Here is a 15,865-nt window from a genome sequence, read left to right on the forward strand (position 1 = left end):
GCGCCTCGGCAAAAAAGAAGCCCTCGCGATTTGGTTCGCGAGGGCTTTTTTTTATCGGAAGCTGCCGTGTTCCGTAGCTGCCGTCATCCGCGCGGCAACATGCGGTGCGACCGGGCATAAGCGCGTAGGACATCATTGATCCGGCTCTGCCAGCCTTCACCAGTCGCTCTAAAGGCCTCGATGACATCTCGGTCGGCCCGCATATTTAGTGTGACCTTGCGCTCGTCCGCCGGCAGAGGCGGCCTTCCGCGCGGTTTCAGCAAGGCCTGCGCGGCCTTTTCGCCAACCAGGCTCGGAAGCACTTCCTTGGCCGGTCGCATGCTGGCCATTTCGTCGTCGGTCAGCGGGGGATTGTCCGGATCGGAAAGCGCGGCACGCGTGAGCGCTTCATCCTCGGCGTCAGTCGGTATGTGGATTTTGCGTTTCGTCGACATATTGGAGTACCTCTCGACGGTTGGCTTTGCGAAGGCTAATCACGCGCATGTTGTTGCCGCGCATTGTGAATACCAACACATGGACTCTGTCGCCGATCATTCCCCGTGCGATCACACGTCGTTCGTTGTATTGACGCCGGGTGTCCTCCTTCAGAATGGCGGACTCCATATCGAACCATTCGGCGAAGCGCAGCGATATGCCATGTTTGGCCCGGTTGAGAACGTCCTTTGCGGGGTCGAATTCGAACTCCATCGGGGCGAATTTATTGTATGGGCAAAAAATAACCGGCGCAACGATTTTTTGCCTACACAAATATCTGCGCGCCGAGTCCTCGCGACGCCGCCTCCTGGTCGGCCTCTGCGACGGATCGGAGCGTACGGCCCGACCTTCCGGAGAGCTATCGGCAATGTCGCCCGACTATCACGTTGCGCTCTGCCGTCTGTCACGCGGCCCGCTATTCAACCTCCTGCCGCGTCGCCCCCCAACTGCTCCACCGCATACTTGACCAACCCCGCTCGCCCCTCGATGCCCAGCTTGCGCTTGAGGTTCAGCCGATGCGTCTCCACCGTGCGCACCGACACGCCCAGGGACGCGGCGATTTCCTTGTTGGCCAGGCCCCGGCCGATGCCGTTCAGGATGTCGCGTTCGCGCGGGGTCAGCGCATCGAGCGGATGCGAGGCGGGGCCTTCCTCGATCATGCGGCGGGCGATGCGGGCGCTGTAGAAGACCCGGCCGGCCAGCACCGCGTCGATCGCGGCCAGCAGTTCGTCGGCCGGGGCGTCCTTCAGCACGTAGCCGCGCGCGCCGGCGCGCATCGCCTGGCGGACGTATTCGAGGTTGTCATGCATCGACAGCATCAGCACCGCGATCTCGGGATGACGCTGGTGCAGCGCGTCGGCCAGCGCGATGCCGCCCATGCCGCGCATGCCGATATCGGTGATCAGCAGGTCCGGCAGCGCATCGGGCTGGCGGCGCGCCAGCCAGGCCAGCGCCGCTTCGCCGTCGTCCGCCTCGCCAACCACGGTCAGGCTCGGCTGCAAGGCCAGATGCATGCGCATGCCGTCGCGCACCAGCGTGTGGTCGTCGACCAGCAGCACGCGCGCGGGACGGTACGGTTCGGAATAGGAAGTCATCGGGGCAGCGAGGAAGAGTGGGACGGGGCCGCGGGCGGCGCGTCCATCGTGCCGGCGAGCGCCAGCGTCTCTGGCGTCTCCGGCATGAACGCCGATGCCGGCAGGTAGGCACGGATGCGCGTGCCGCCGGGCGCGGAGTCGATATCGAATTCGCCGCCGAGGCTGGCGATGCGCTCGCGCAGGTTGCGCAGCCCGATGCCGCCGCGCGGGTCGCGCTGCACGCGCTCCAGATCGAAGCCGCTGCCGTCGTCCTGCACCACCAGCGCGACGCCGGACTCGGCATACGACAGCGTCAGCTCCACCCGCCGCGCATTGGCGTGGCGCTCGACATTGGTCAGCGCCTCCTGCGCGATGCGGTACAGCGCGGTGGCCGCCTCGTCCGACAGCGGCCGCGGCACGCCACGGCAGTCGATATCGATGCGCAGCCCGCTGGCGTCCTGCATCTCGCGCGCCAGATGCTGCAGCGCGGCCTGCAGGCCCAGATCGTCGAGCAGCGCCGGGCGCAGGTTGCGGGCCACGCGCCGCACCTCGTTGAACACCGTCTCCAGCCGGTTCAAGGCCATGCCTAGCACCGGCGCCACCGCACCGCCGTCGGCCGGCGCCTGCGCGAGCCGGTTCAGCGCGGTCTCGAGCACCAGCTTGACCGACACCAGCAGCTGGCTGACGCCGTCATGCAGCTCGCGCGACAGCCGCGCGCGCTCATCCTCCTGCGAGCGCACCACGCGCTGCGCCAGCTGGCGCAGCTTGGCGTCGGCCTCGCGATGCTCGCTGATGTTCAGCGCCAGCCCGCCCGCGCCGACCAGCAGGATGCTGATCGCGGCGATCGCGCCGATCCACGCCAGCGTGGCGCGGATATCGGTCTCCGCACGCTTGTCGAGCTCGCGCAGCGTCGCCTCGACATCGTCCAGATAGATGCCGGTACCAAGCATCCAGCCCCATTCCGGCACCGCCACCACGTAGCCGAGCTTGGGCGCCATCTGGCGCGTCGACGGCTTTTCCCAGCGATAGCGCACCGCGCCACCGCCCGAGCGCGCCGCCGCGATCAGCTGCTGGATCGTCAGCGCGCCCTCGGGATCGCGCAGGTCCCACAGGTCGCGTCCGATCAGATCGGGCTGGCGCGGATGCATCAGGTTGCGCCCGCGCAGGTCGTACAGGAAGAAGTAGCCGTCCGGGCCATAGTCGAGCCCCGCCAGCGCCTGCATCGCGGCCTGGCGCGTCGCCTCGTCGTTGCGGCCCGACTTGACCAGCGGCGCGATCGCGCTCTGCGCCAGCTGTACGTAGTGGCGCAGCTCGGTTTCCTTGCTTTGCAGGTAGGCGGCCTCGACCAGCGCGCGCTCGTGGCGGACCAGCGCGGTGGCCTGATAGTGCACGGCCAGCGCGATGCCGAGCATGGCGATCGCCAGCGGCGCGACCGCGAGCAGCAGGATCTTCTGGCGGAGTTTCATCGTGACCAGGGTAAACACGGATGCCTGGGAAGCGGCCTTTTACCGTCCCGTTGCGTAGTACTACGCAGGATCGCTGCGTAGTTACGCGCTTGTGCCTCGATTGGCGGGTGTCAATACTACACGCCGACGCGCGACCGGGCCCCGGGCCAGCCGCGGCGTCATTCGCAACGGGATGCGCCAGTGCCACCACCGGCGTATCACCCCGCCTGCCAGACAAGATCCGGACCGGAAGTCGCGGGACCGGGCGCCGCTGCTATCTGCGCTCTGGAGACAGCTTGCCCCCGATCACCCGCCATGCGCCGCCCGCCGGCGCGCGTGCCACCGCGCGGCCATCGTGCGTGCCCACCGTCCACCGGCCCTTGTCCCTTCGCGGGCTTTGTTCCATGTGGTCTGAGGAGACCTTCACTATGAATCGCATCGGGCAACACCTGATGTGGCTGGCCGTCGCCGTGCTCGGCGCGTTTGCCTTCGCCACCGTTGCACTGTCGCGCGGCGAAGCCGTCAGTGCCTTGTGGATCGTGGTCGCCGCGATCTGCATCTATCTGATCGCTTACCGCTACTACAGCCGCTTCATCGCCGACAAGGTGATGCAGCTGGACCCCAAACGGATGACGCCGGCCTGGCGCCATAACGACGGCCTCGACTACGTGCCGACCAACAAGGCGGTGCTGTTCGGCCACCACTTCGCCGCGATCGCCGGCGCCGGACCGCTGGTCGGCCCGGTGCTGGCCGCGCAGATGGGCTATATGCCCGGCATGCTGTGGATCCTGGCCGGCGTGGTGTTCGCCGGCGCGGTGCAGGACTTCATGGTGCTGTTCATCTCGACCCGCCGCGACGGCCGCTCGCTCGGCGACCTGGTCAAGGCCGAGATGGGCACGGTGCCGGGCATGATCGCGCTGTTCGGCTGCTTCATGATCATGATCATCATCCTGGCGGTGCTGGCGCTGATCGTGGTCAAGGCGCTGGCCGATTCGCCGTGGGGCACCTTCACCGTGGCGGTGACGATTCCGATCGCGCTGTTCATGGGCGTCTATACCCGCTACATCCGCCCGGGCCGCATCGGCGAGGTGTCGGTGATCGGCTTCGTGCTGCTGATGCTCGCGATCGTCGGCGGTCAGTACGTGCACGAGAGCGCCACGCTGGCGCCGCTGTTCACCTTCGACGGCAAGGCGCTGACCTGGATGCTGATCGGCTACGGCTTCGTCGCCGCCGTGCTGCCGGTGTGGCTGCTGCTGGCCCCGCGCGACTACCTGTCGACCTTCCTGAAGATCGGCACCATCATCGCGCTGGCGATCGGCATCCTGATCGTCGCGCCGGAACTGAAGATGCCGGCGTTCACGCAGTTCGCCGAAGGCGGCGGTCCGGTGTGGTCGGGCAACCTGTTCCCGTTCCTGTTCATCACCATCGCCTGCGGCGCGGTGTCGGGCTTCCACGCGCTGATCTCGTCGGGCACCACGCCCAAGCTGCTGGAGAACGAAACCCACGCGCGCTTCATCGGCTATGGCGCGATGCTGGCCGAGTCCTTCGTCGCCATCATGGCGCTGGTGGCCGCCTCGGTGATCGAGCCCGGCGTCTACTTCGCGATGAACAGCCCGGCCGCGGCGATCGGCACCACGCCGGAAGCGGTCGCGGCCGCGGTGTCGAACTGGGGGTTCGTGATCACGCCCGACGTGCTGGTGCAGACCGCCAGGGATGTCGGCGAAAACACCATCATCTCGCGCGCCGGCGGCGCGCCGACGCTGGCGGTCGGCATCGCCCACATCCTGCACCAGGTGGTCGGCGGCCAGGCCATGATGGCGTTCTGGTACCACTTCGCGATCCTGTTCGAGGCGCTGTTCATCCTGACCGCCGTCGACGCGGGCACCCGCGCCGGCCGCTTCATGCTGCAGGACCTGCTGGGCAGCTTCGTGCCGTCGATGCGCCGTACCGACTCGCTGCCGGCCAACCTGATCGCGACGGCGCTGTGCGTCGGCGCCTGGGGCTATTTCCTGTACCAGGGCGTGGTCGATCCGCTGGGCGGCATCAACACGCTGTGGCCGCTGTTCGGCATCTCGAACCAGATGCTGGCCGCGGTGGCGCTGGTGCTGGGCACCTGCGTGCTGGTCAAGATGAAGCGCGGCCGCTACGCCTGGGTCACGCTGCTGCCGACCGTCTGGCTGCTGATCTGCACGCTGACCGCGGGCTGGCAGAAGCTGTTCCACGCCGACCCGAAGATCGGCTTCCTGTCGCACGCCCGCAAGTTCAGCGAAGCGATCGCCCAGGGCACGGTGCTGGCGCCGGCCAAGACGATGGAGCAGATGCACCGCATCGTCTTCAACGACTACCTGGACGCGGGCCTGTGCGCGCTGTTCATGGCGGTGGTGCTGTCGATCGTCTACTACGGCCTGCGTACCGGCCTGCGCGCGGGCGCGCAGGCACGGCCGACCGCGCTGGAGACGCCGTTCGAGCCGCTGCCGGCCGCCGCCTCGGCGCAGCGCTGAGCCTGGTGCCGAGCCGAACGCCGTAACGTCAAACCCCACGCAGAGGAAGGAACGCCATGCTGGATCCGCTGAACAAGATGGGCCAGATGGGCCGCTACCTGGGTCAGTCGCTGCGCCTGATGGTCGGGCTGCCCGACTACCAGACCTATGTGGCCCATATGGAAAGCACGCATCCGGACCGCGAGCCGATGAGCTACGAGGAGTTCTTCCGCGAGCGGCAGGAGGCGCGTTACGGCGGCGGGCAGGGCAAGTGCTGCTGAATCCACCGGTCCTTCCCGCGAAAGCGGGAACCCGGCGCCGTTGAAAGCCACGGGGTCCCCGCATCCGCCGGGACGACAGGGTTGTCAATGGTCTGAAAGGCTGCCCACGGGCAGCCTTTGTTGTGTTTCTGCAGCATTAATAAAGGCTTACAGGCGGTTACAGCAATGTCCGTGCCCAAAATCTACACTTGCATCACAGTTTGGCAACCAGAGGAAAAACACTATGTCTCGCCGACTCGTTCGCAATATGACCGTGGCCCTCGCCCTGGCGGCATCGACGACGCTGCCTGCATTCGCGAGCGACATGAATAACGCACTGGGTGGCGCCCTCGGCGGCGTCGCCGGTGCAGCCGTCGGGGGCGCGCTGGGCGGCTCCACCGGTGCCGTGATCGGCGGCGCGGTGGGCGGCGGCGCAGGCGGCGCGATCAGCTCGAATCGCCGCGAGCGTACCGGCGCCATCCTGGGCGGCGCGCTCGGCGGCGGTGCGGGTACGGCGGCGGGCAACGCGATGGGCGGCCGCACCGGCGGCCTGGTCGGCGCGGCCCTGGGCGGCGGCGCGGGCGCGGCGCTGGGCGGCAATATCTCGCGCAGCAACTCGTACGCCAACGACCGCGACCGCTACTACCGCGACCGCGGCTATTACAAGAGCAAGCACAAGCACAAGCATCGCCACCACCGCCGCGGCCATCGTGATTGGGACGATTGAGCGCGGGGGCAGCACCCTGACAGCAAGTTCGACGGGCCGCGCAAGCGGCCCGTTTTGTTTGCGGCGAATTGCCTGCTGTTGTCGTCCCCGCGCAGGCGGGGACCCAGCGGCTTTGCATGCGCACCAAGACGCTGGGCCCCCGCTTTCGCGGGGGCGACAGGTTCGCGCGCCGTAAACGACGATGCCCGTGCCGAAGCACGGGCATCGAGGGACCGCCGGGGAAGCGGTCCAGGGGGAGGCAGACTTAGCGCGCGGCGCCTTCGGTAAAGATGTCGAATTCGCCTTGGCGGGCGCCTTCGGTGAACACGTCGAACTTGCCCTGGCGAGCGCCTTCGGTGAAGACGTCAAACTTGCCTTGGCGGGCACCTTCGCTGAACACGTCGAATTGGCCGGCCTTGGCGCCGTCGGTGTACGGATCGAACTTGCCGGCCTTGGCGAACGCGGGAGCGGCGGTCAGCGTGGCGACGAGGGCGGTGGCGGCGGCGGTCAGGGCAAAGCGGGAGATCGTCATGATGTGTCCTTTTTTCTGTTCGGGAGGACGTCCGCGGCGGCGGGATTTCGCTGCAGTGCGGCATCCGATGGCTGCATATTAGGCATTTCCCTTATATGAATAAACATTACCGCACACAATGATTAGTTCTATAAAGAACAACAAAAACCCCAAGCTGTGGAAAAATGGGGAAGAAAAAAGGGAGACTGTGCAATGGATCGGCTGCAATCGATGCGCGTGTTCGCCAAGGTCGTCGAACTTGGCAGCTTTGCCCGTGCGGCGCAGCAACTGGAGATGTCCAACGCGGTGGTGACCCGCTATGTCGCGGACCTGGAGAGCCATCTGGGTACCCGGCTGCTGAACCGGACCACCCGCAGCCTGTCGCTGACCGATGCTGGCGAGACCTATCTGCAGCGCTGCCAGCAGATCCTGGAGGACGTCGAGGAAGCCGAGTCGGTGGTGACCGCACGCAGCCAGTCGCTGTCCGGCACATTGCGGATCGTCACGCCTGTGATGTTTGGCCTACATTTGCTGCCCGACATGCTGGCGCGCTTTCAGCAGATGTACCCCGACGTGGTGTTCGATGTGCTGTTGTCGGACCGCAGCATCGATATCGTCGAGGAGGGCCGCGACGTCGGCATCGTGTTGTCCGACCTCGGTCTGGGCTCGCATCTGGTGGCGCGCCCGCTGCTGTCCGCCGAGGTGATCCTGTGCGCGTCGCCCGGCTATCTGCGCGCCCACGCGCCGCTGCGCCATGCCCATGAACTGACGCAGCACCGCTGCATCGCGATGCGTCTGACCAATGCCGAACACGCCTGGACGTTGTCGGGTCCGGAAGGCGAGGTGACCGTGCCGATCCGGCCCGGCATGGTCTGCAGCAATGCCGAACTGGCACACCAGGCGGCGCTGGCCAACCTCGGCATCGCGATGCTGTCGTCGTATCTGGCCCGGCCCAGTATCGAAGCCGGCCTGCTGGAGCACATCCTGCCGCAATACCAGCTGCCGCGCCGCGACATCAGCGTGGTCTATCCGAGCCGCAAATTCCTGCCGACCAAGGCGCGGGCCTTCATCGACTTCCTGCTGGAAGAGGGAAAGAAGAAGAGTGCGGACGGAGCGGGCGGGCCGGTGGACACCGCCGCGGTGACCGGTGCGGGCAGTCAGGCGGCGAACTAGCCGAACATCGAAGAAGAACGAGGACAAACCCGGAACAACCGGCGAGCACGCCGAAAGACCGAGGCCCGCGTGCGGGGCCTCGGATGCCGCGGCTTATTCGTTGGCGCTGGCCGTCGTCTTGGCGCGAGCGGTCTTCCGGGCGGGAGTCTTGCTGGCCGCCTTGGCCGCGACCTTGGCGGCGGTCTTGCTTGCCGGCTTGCCGGCCGACGCGCCGGCTTCGGCTGCCGTATTGGCTGACGACTTGGCCGCCGTCCTGGCTGCCGACTTGGCTGGCGTCTTGGCGGCGGCCGTCTTGGCGCCCGCTGTCTTCGCGCCCGCCTTCGGCTCGCGCGCCTCGAATTCGAAGCCGATCTTGCCGTCCGGCTGCTTGACCAGATAGGCCTTGAAGTTGCGGCCGGTACGCGAGGACTTGAAGCCAGTCAGCAGGTCCGTGCGGCCCTGGCCGAGCAGCTTGCCGATCTGCTCGCGCGAGATCTCCTGCTGCAGGATGATCTTGCCGGTGGTGAAGTCGCACGACTTGGGCGACCCGACCGCGTTCTCGCAGACATACTTCATGCCGTGCTCGAACACCGAGCCGCTGCACTTCGGGCAGGTGCCGACCGGCTCCTGGCCGCTGAAGTCGACCGGTTCGCCGTCGTTGTCGTCCTCGTTCTGGCCGAAGTCGAACTCCATCTTGTAGTTGCCGTCGTCGTCGCGCGCGAGCTTCAGGATCGCGGCGAACGGGCGGCCCATCTTGCTGCGGAAGCCCTGCAGCGGCCCGATTTCCTTGTCGCGCAGCAGCGTCTCGACCTCGTCGATCTCGAACTGGCGGCCGCCCGGGATCTTGCTGATCGAGAACTCGCAGGCCGTGCAGGCGAAGCGCCGGTAGTTCTCCTTGACCTGGCCGCCGCACTGCGGACACGGTGTCTGCAGCGTCGCGTAGTCGCCGGGGATGGTGTCGCTGTCGTATTCCTTGGCGCGCTTGACGATCTGCTGCGTCATCTGCGCGATCTCGCGCATGAACTCGTCGCGCTTGAGCCGGCCGCGCTCGATCTGCGCCAGCTTGTGTTCCCACTCGCCGGTCAGCTCGGCCTGCGTCAGTTCCTCGACGCCCAGGCCGCGCAGCAGCGTCATCAGCTGGAACGCCTTGGCGGTCGGAATCAGTTCGCGGCCCTCGCGCACCAGGTATTTCTCGGTCAGCAGTCCTTCGATGATGGCCGCGCGCGTGGCCGGCGTGCCCAGGCCCTTGCCCGCCATCGCCTCGCGCAGCGCGTCGTCGTCGACCAGCTTGCCGGCGCCTTCCATCGCCGACAGCAGCGTCGCTTCGTTGTAGCGCGCCGGCGGCTTGGTGGTCAGGCCGACCGGCTCGACCTTGTCGGTGCGGACCTTCTCGTCCTTGGCCACCGGCACCAGGTTGGCGTCGTCGCCCTGGGCCTCGCGGCCGTAGACCACCAGCCAGCCCGGATTGACCAGCACCTTGCCTTCGGTCTTGAAGTGGTGGCCGGCGACCTCGGTGATGCGCGTGGTCACCTGGTATTCGGCGGCCGGGAAGAACACCGACAGGAAGCGGCGCACCACCAGGTCGTACAGCTTCTGCTCCGGCTCGGACAGGTTCTTCGGCGCCTGCAGCGTCGGGATGATGGCGAAGTGATCGCTGATCTTGCTGTTGTCGAAGATCCGCTTGTTCGGCTTGACCCAGCCGCTGTGCAGGATCTTCTTCGCATGCGTCAGGTAGTTCGGCGAACTGTCCGCCAGCATGTCCAGCGTTTCCTTGACCGTGCCCATGTAGTCCTCGGGCAGCGCGCGCGAATCGGTACGCGGGTAGGTCAGCACCTTGTGCTTTTCATACAGCGCCTGCGCCAGGCCCAGCGTGTTCTTGGCCGAGAAGCCGAAGCGCGAGTTGGCCTCGCGCTGCAGGCTGGTCAGGTCGAACAGCGCCGGCGACAGCTGGGTCGACGGCCTGGACTCCTCGGAGACCGTGCCCGGCTTGTCGCGGCACGCCGCGACGATGCTCTTGGCCTCGGCCTCGCTCCACAGCCGCGACTCGCGCGCCTCGGGGTCGAACTCGTTCTTCTTGAACTTCGGATCGAACCAGCGGCCTTCGTACAGCCCGGCCGCGGCGATGAATTCGGCGCGCACTTCCCAGTAGTCGCGCGGCACGAAGTGTTTGATCTTCTCCTCGCGCTCGACCACGATCGACAGCGTCGGCGTCTGCACCCGGCCCACCGTGGTCAGGAAGAAACCGCCGCCCTTGCTGTTGAAGGCGGTCATCGCGCGGGTGCCGTTGATGCCGACCAGCCAGTCGGCCTCCGAGCGGCAGCGCGCGGCGTCGGCCAGCGGCAGCATCTCGGCGTCCTCGCGCAGGCTGGCGAAGCCGTCGCGGATCGCCTGCGGCGTCATCGACTGCAGCCACAGCCGTTGCACCGGCTGCCTGGCCTTGGCCTGCTGCACGATCAGCCGGAAGATCAGCTCGCCCTCGCGCCCCGCGTCACAGGCGTTGATCAGGCGGGTGACGTCCTTGCGCTTGATCAGCCGGTTCAGCACCTTCAGCCGCGATTCGGTCTTGGCGATCGGACGCAGGTCGAAGTGCGGCGGGATGACCGGCAGGTTGGCGAAACTCCATTTGCCGCGCTTGACTTCGTATTCGTCCGGCGCGGCAATTTCCACCAGGTGGCCGACCGCGGACGAGAGCACATAATCGTCGCTCTCGTAATACTCGTCATGCTTGGTAAAGCCCCCGAGCGCACGGGCAATATCGGCCGCGACCGATGGCTTTTCCGCGATGATGAGAGCTTTGGACATGGGTGGGAATCCTTGCCGGCCGCCCCTTGGCGGACCGCGTTTGGCACAGCACTAATATGTAAACAGCGCACTTGGGCCCCCGGGGGGCCATGAGGCGCCAATAATAAGCGGGGTATTGACAACGGTGCAAGGCGAGTTCCATCGCCGCCTTCGCGCCTTATCGTGGGCCGGGACTGGGCTCCCGCCTCGTTCAGACCCGGCCCCGGCGAGCTTCAAACGCCGCTTTCTCCCTGCTGTGACCGGCCGGATCCGTCAGGATTCAACCAGCCGAGCAGATCCGGCGGCGCTTCTGCGCCGGCCGGCATGGCCGCGCCGCGGCCCAGCAAGCGGGCCAGCGTGTCGGCATGGGGCAGCAAGGTGCCATAGAACTGCGGCGCCCCGCCGGCGGCATCCTGCACCAGCACGGTCGGGAAGTTCTCGATATCGATATCGCCCAATGCGTCGGCATGGGTCTCGATATCGACCCAGACGAAGCAGTCGTCCGGATGGCGCGCCGCCTGTTCGCGCCAGACCGTCAGATAGTCGCGGCAGGTGCCGCACCACTCGGCGCAAAGGCACGCCACCAGGCGACCCTCGGGATGTGCCCGCAGCGCCGCGGCGATCGCGGCCGCATCGCGTTCGGGAAAGTAAACGGCCATCGGTGATCCAAACATGAGCCTTGCGTGCGCTTGATCGAGCATCCGGTCAGGCACGGGGAACGGCGATTGTAACGACTCCGGCCGTCCGCCGTGCCGCGCGGCTCCGGCGGCTAGGTCAGACGCCGGTACAGATTGCCCGGCATCCGCTCGACCGCGCCGGCGAATTCCAGTTCCAGCAGTGCAGCGGTGACGGCCTCGGGCGGCAGCCCGGTACGGGCGCACAGCGTATCGGGATCGACCGGATCGTACGCCAGCGCGGTGCCCAGCGCATCGGCGCGGCCGCACGGGAGCTCGCCCATCGTCCCGCACGCCATCGCGCCGGGCCTGGCGACGGCGCCTGAGCCTTTGACCAGCCCCAGTTCGTCGAACACATCTTGCGGACACTCCACCAGCTTGGCGCCCTGCTGGATCAGCCGATGGCAACCCGCCGCCAGCGGCGCGTGGATCGAGCCGGGCACCGCGAACACCTCGCGGCCGAGGTCGGCCGCCAGCCGCGCGGTGATCAGCGAGCCCGAGCGCAGCGCCGCCTCGACCACCAGCACGCCGCGGGCCAGCGCCGCGATCAGCCGGTTGCGCTGCGGGAAATGCTGACTGCGGGCCGGCGTGCCCAGCGGCAGCTCGCTGAGCAGCAGCCCCTCGGCCGCGATCCGCTGAGCCAGTGCCCGGTGTGAAGCGGGATAGCAGCGGTCCAGGCCGGTCCCGACCACCGCGATGGTGCCGCCCGGACCGCCGAGTCCGCCGGCATGCGCGGCCGCGTCGATGCCGAGCGCAAGGCCGGACACGACCGCGATCCCCGCGGCCGAGAACGCCGACGCAAACATTTGCGCGTCCCGCCCGCCCTGCACGGTGGCGCTGCGCGCGCCGACCACCGCCAGCGCCGGACCGCGCAGGCTTTCCAGCCGGCCCTGGGCGTACAGCATCAGCGGCGGGTCGCCCAGGTCCAGCAGCGCACGCGGATAGCCGGGGTCGGCCAGCGTCAGCAGGTGGTGGCCGGGTTCGCGCAGCCACGCTAGCGTGCGCTCGATCCGCGCCGACAGGGCCGGATCCGGTTGCGCCCGCACCGCGCGGGCCACGGGCAATGGCAGCCACCGCGCGAGCTGCGCTTCCCCGGCCGACAGCACCTGTTGCGGCAGGCCGAACTTGTCCAGCAGCAGCCGCGCGGTGCGGCGGCCGAGTCCCGGCACCGCTTCCAGACGCAGCCAGGCCGCGACCTCGCCCGGGTCGACCGCAGCGGGGCGGCCATCGGTAGCGGAGGACGGTTCTGGCATGGGCGGGCTCGAAAGTCTGTCTATTCGACTTCGGGTTGTACGCTCGGCAAAGGCACCAGAACACTGCCCGGCGTCACCTCGCGAACGGATGTCACCACGGTGACGATCGCAATAGCGCCCGGCGCTCGAGGTGGCGACACCAGTTCGACCGTACCCAGATTCCGCGCCGGCGTATCCCGGAGCTGCCGTGGCATGGCTTCGCCGCGTCGCACGTCTTCCGGGTGCGCGCCGGATGGCGCGCACACCTGCCAGCGGCTGCCCACCGAGGCATCAAGCGGCATATCAAGCACATAAGCAAGATCGCCGGCAGCGCCGAACTGCCGCCCATCCGCAAGCGCAACGATGGTGGGGCCGGCGCCGCAGGGCAGGGCCGCCGCCAGCCCGGCAACGGCCAGCGCCAGGCGGCACCACGGCCGCCATGGCCGGAACTGCCACCGCCATCGCGGCGCTGCCTGAGGTTCTTTGGTAAGATCGCGCACTTTGTTGAGCCGGTCGGATTGCCTTGGCCGGATTGACCCCTTGGGGTACTCCCAAAGCGCGCAGCGACCGCCGGCGCGCCTTGATTTTTTCCGTTCGCGCCCCGATTTTGCTGACATGGGCCCTGCCGCGACAATGCGACAACGGCCCAATCGACAGCAGCGGCAAGCCACGACGAACACGGCGTCGCGCATCAGCACCATGGCCAAACTCGACATCCTCACCTACCCGGATCCTCGCCTGCACATCGTGGCCAAGCCCGTCGCGCAGGTCGACGACCGCATCCGCCAACTGGTCAAGGACATGGCGGAAACCATGTACGAAGCCCCCGGCATCGGCCTGGCGGCGACCCAGGTGGACGTGCACGAGCAGGTCATCGTGATCGACATCTCGGAGACCCGCGACGAGCTGCGCGTCTTCATCAATCCCGAGATCGTCTGGGCCAGCGACAACCGCAAGGTCTGGGAAGAGGGCTGCCTGTCGGTGCCCGAGGTCTACGACCGCGTCGAGCGTCCCGACCGTGTGCGCGTGCGCGCGCTGAACGAGAACGGCGAGACGTTCGAGCTCGAGGCCGACGATCTGCTGGCGGTCTGCATCCAGCACGAGATGGACCACCTGAAGGGCAAGGTCTTCGTCGAATACCTGTCGCCGCTGAAGCTGAACCGCATCAAGTCCAAGCTGCAGAAGCGCGCGCGCACTCGCATGTAACCGTGCGCGAGCCAGCGGCAGCCCGCGGCAGCGGGTTTGCTATGCTGATGCCTCGCTTGCAGTCCCCGCACCGGCCGCCTTCGCGGCCGGTGTTGCCTTTCAGAGCCCAGTCAGAGCCCAGTCAAAGCCGAACCCGGGCCCAACCGTCCAGCCGGAGCGTTCCATGACCAGCCCCGCCCCTCTGCGCGTCGCCTTTGCCGGCACGCCCGAATTCGCGCGCGTCGCGCTCGCTGCCATCGTCGAGGCCGGCTTTCCGGTGGCCGCGGTGCTGACGCAGCCGGACCGGCCGGCGGGACGCGGCATGCAGCTGCAGGCCAGCCCGGTCAAGCAGCATGCGCTGGCCCAGGGGCTCGGTCCGATCCTGCAGCCGCGCTCGCTGCGCCGCCATGGCAAGTATCCCGACGAGGCGGTCGCCGCGATCGACGCGCTGGCCGCGCAGACGCCCGATGTGATGGTCGTCGCCGCCTACGGCCTGATCCTGCCGGCCGAGGTGCTGACGCTGCCGCGTCATGGCTGCCTGAACATCCACGCCTCGCTGCTGCCGCGCTGGCGCGGTGCGGCGCCGATTCACCGGGCCATCGAGGCGGGCGACGCGCAGACCGGCATCACGCTGATGCAGATGGACGAGGGCCTCGATACCGGCGCGATGATCGCGCGCGAAGCGGTACCGATCGGCGAGGACACCACCACCGGCGCGCTGCACGACACGCTCGCGGCGCTGGGCGGCCGCATGATCGTGCAGGCCCTGCGCCGGCTGGCGGCCGACGGTACGCTGCCGGCCGAGCCACAGCCGGACGATGGCATCACCTATGCCGAGAAGATCGGCAAGGACGAGGCGCGGCTCGATCTGCGCCGCCCCGCGGTGGAGCTGGCCCGGCAGATTCGCGCATTCAATCCCTTCCCCGGCGCGAGCGTGCAGATCGGCGACGCGGCGATCAAGTGCTGGCAGGCCGAGCCGCTGGCACGCGCGCCCGAGCACGGCGACGCGGCGGCGGGAACGGTGCTGGCCGCCGACGCGAACGGGGTAGTGATCGCCTGCGGCGAAGGCGCGCTGCGCATCACCGAGCTGCAGAAGGCCGGTGGCAGGCGCCTTCCCGCGCAGGCCTTCCTGCAGGGCACGCCGCTGCCGGCCGGCACGCGCTGCGTGGTCCTCGACGGCGCGGCATAACCCGGCATAATTCGGCGATCGAATTTGCGCAAGGACCGACCATCATGCTGGGCATCCTCGACCTGCCATTGTTCATCGGCGCGGTATTCCTGCTGAACGTGACCCCCGGCCCGGATACCGCCTATATCGTCGGCCGCAGCGTGGCGCAGGGCCGGGCCGCGGGCGTGATGTCCTCGCTCGGCGTCAGCGCCGGCTGCTGCGTGCATGCGCTGGCGACCGCGTTCGGGCTGACCGCGGTGCTGGCCGCCTCGCCGGTGGCGTTCACGGTGATCAAGTACGCGGGCGGCGCCTATCTGGCATGGCTGGGCTTGAAGCTGCTGTGGTCGAGCTGGCGCAGGCCGGCATCCGGCGCGCAGGCTACCGTGCAGGCCGCCGCCGCCGACCGCCGCGGCCTGCGCGCGCTCTTCATGCAGGGCTTTCTGACCAACGTGCTGAACCCGAAGGTGATCCTGTTCTTCGTTTCGTTCATCCCGCAGTTCGTCGATCCGCGCGCCGGCCAGCAGACGCTGGCCTTCCTCGCGCTGGGCGCGATCATGGTGGCGATGTCGACGGTGTGGACCGTGGCGGTCGCGTGGATGGCCGGCACGCTGACGCGCCGGGCCGGCCAAGCGCCCCGGCTCAAGTGCTGGCTCGACCGCGTCATCGGCGTGGCCTTCATCGGCCTGGGCGCGCGCCTGGCGATGACGCAGCGCTAGCGCCGCCG

General features: G+C 68.0%; 16 protein-coding genes. 7 read left to right on the forward strand and 9 right to left on the reverse strand.

Annotated features, from left to right (window positions below; translation table 11 throughout):
- Positions 1-83: 83 nt before the first annotated feature.
- From M1D55_RS24880 to M1D55_RS24895, 4 genes are all read right to left on the reverse strand, one after another.
- Positions 84-434 (reverse strand): BrnA antitoxin family protein, encoded by a 351-nt coding sequence (locus tag M1D55_RS24880; RefSeq protein ID WP_006578346.1) that lies wholly within the window; start codon positions 432-434, stop codon positions 84-86.
- On the reverse strand, positions 400-687 hold the full coding sequence (locus M1D55_RS24885; RefSeq protein WP_456282071.1) for a BrnT family toxin: 288 nt from the start codon (positions 685-687) through the stop codon (positions 400-402). Before M1D55_RS24885 ends, M1D55_RS24880 begins: the two co-directional genes overlap by 35 nt.
- A 206-nt stretch (positions 688-893) precedes the next feature.
- Positions 894-1,568 (reverse strand): response regulator, encoded by a 675-nt coding sequence (locus M1D55_RS24890; RefSeq protein ID WP_006579438.1) that lies wholly within the window; start codon positions 1,566-1,568, stop codon positions 894-896.
- Positions 1,565-3,013 carry a cache domain-containing protein gene (locus M1D55_RS24895; protein WP_456282072.1) on the reverse strand — a complete coding sequence of 483 codons (1,449 nt, stop codon included), beginning with the start codon at positions 3,011-3,013 and terminating at the stop codon, positions 1,565-1,567. Before M1D55_RS24895 ends, M1D55_RS24890 begins: the two co-directional genes overlap by 4 nt.
- A gap of 407 nt (positions 3,014-3,420) precedes the next feature.
- On the opposite strand from M1D55_RS24895, the gene M1D55_RS24900 reads away from it, so the two are divergent.
- The 3 genes from M1D55_RS24900 to M1D55_RS24910 all read left to right on the forward strand — a co-directional run bounded on the left by M1D55_RS24900 (position 3,421) and on the right by M1D55_RS24910 (position 6,459).
- Positions 3,421-5,493 carry a carbon starvation CstA family protein gene (locus M1D55_RS24900; protein ID WP_456282073.1) on the forward strand — a complete coding sequence of 691 codons (2,073 nt, stop codon included), beginning with the start codon at positions 3,421-3,423 and terminating at the stop codon, positions 5,491-5,493.
- Between the two features lie 56 nt (positions 5,494-5,549).
- On the forward strand, positions 5,550-5,753 hold the full coding sequence (locus M1D55_RS24905) for a YbdD/YjiX family protein (protein ID WP_006579436.1): 204 nt from the start codon (positions 5,550-5,552) through the stop codon (positions 5,751-5,753).
- Positions 5,754-5,976: 223 nt separating this feature from the next.
- Complete coding sequence (locus M1D55_RS24910; protein ID WP_064574782.1) at positions 5,977-6,459, forward strand: hypothetical protein; 483 nt, start codon at positions 5,977-5,979, stop codon at positions 6,457-6,459.
- 244 nt (positions 6,460-6,703) lie between these two features.
- On the opposite strand, the gene M1D55_RS24915 is transcribed toward M1D55_RS24910, so the two are convergent.
- A complete protein-coding gene (locus tag M1D55_RS24915) occupies positions 6,704-6,970 on the reverse strand; it encodes a hypothetical protein (RefSeq protein ID WP_456282074.1) in 267 nt (88 codons plus the stop codon).
- A 192-nt stretch (positions 6,971-7,162) separates the two neighbouring features.
- Between M1D55_RS24915 and M1D55_RS24920 the strand changes: the two genes are divergently transcribed.
- Positions 7,163-8,122: a LysR family transcriptional regulator gene (locus M1D55_RS24920; protein WP_006579761.1), complete on the forward strand. Its 960-nt coding sequence runs from the start codon at positions 7,163-7,165 to the stop codon at positions 8,120-8,122.
- A 93-nt stretch (positions 8,123-8,215) separates the two neighbouring features.
- Here the strand turns inward: M1D55_RS24920 and M1D55_RS24925 are convergent, their stop codons facing one another.
- The 4 genes from M1D55_RS24925 to M1D55_RS24940 form a co-directional block, all read right to left on the reverse strand.
- Positions 8,216-10,903, reverse strand: coding sequence for a DNA topoisomerase III (locus tag M1D55_RS24925; RefSeq protein ID WP_456282075.1), 2,688 nt, complete (start codon positions 10,901-10,903; stop codon positions 8,216-8,218).
- Positions 10,904-11,115: 212 nt separating this feature from the next.
- On the reverse strand, positions 11,116-11,541 hold the full coding sequence (locus M1D55_RS24930; RefSeq protein WP_006579762.1) for a thioredoxin family protein: 426 nt from the start codon (positions 11,539-11,541) through the stop codon (positions 11,116-11,118).
- 110 nt (positions 11,542-11,651) lie between these two features.
- Positions 11,652-12,809, reverse strand: coding sequence for a DNA-processing protein DprA (gene dprA / locus M1D55_RS24935; protein ID WP_456282076.1), 1,158 nt, complete (start codon positions 12,807-12,809; stop codon positions 11,652-11,654).
- 20 nt (positions 12,810-12,829) lie between these two features.
- Positions 12,830-13,489, reverse strand: a complete 660-nt coding sequence (locus M1D55_RS24940) for a hypothetical protein (RefSeq protein ID WP_456282077.1) — start codon at positions 13,487-13,489, stop codon at positions 12,830-12,832.
- On the opposite strand from M1D55_RS24940, the gene def reads away from it, so the two are divergent.
- The 3 genes from def to M1D55_RS24955 all read left to right on the forward strand — a co-directional run bounded on the left by def (position 13,488) and on the right by M1D55_RS24955 (position 15,857).
- Complete coding sequence (def, locus tag M1D55_RS24945) at positions 13,488-13,994, forward strand: peptide deformylase (RefSeq protein WP_006579764.1); 507 nt, start codon at positions 13,488-13,490, stop codon at positions 13,992-13,994. The genes M1D55_RS24940 and def overlap by 2 nt on opposite strands.
- Before the next feature lie 163 nt (positions 13,995-14,157).
- Positions 14,158-15,162 carry a methionyl-tRNA formyltransferase gene (gene fmt / locus M1D55_RS24950; RefSeq protein ID WP_456282078.1) on the forward strand — a complete coding sequence of 335 codons (1,005 nt, stop codon included), beginning with the start codon at positions 14,158-14,160 and terminating at the stop codon, positions 15,160-15,162.
- Positions 15,163-15,206: 44 nt separating this feature from the next.
- Complete coding sequence (locus M1D55_RS24955; protein ID WP_006579766.1) at positions 15,207-15,857, forward strand: LysE family translocator; 651 nt, start codon at positions 15,207-15,209, stop codon at positions 15,855-15,857.
- Positions 15,858-15,865: the final 8 nt, after the last annotated feature.

The organism is Cupriavidus sp. JZ107, assembly GCF_053903255.1.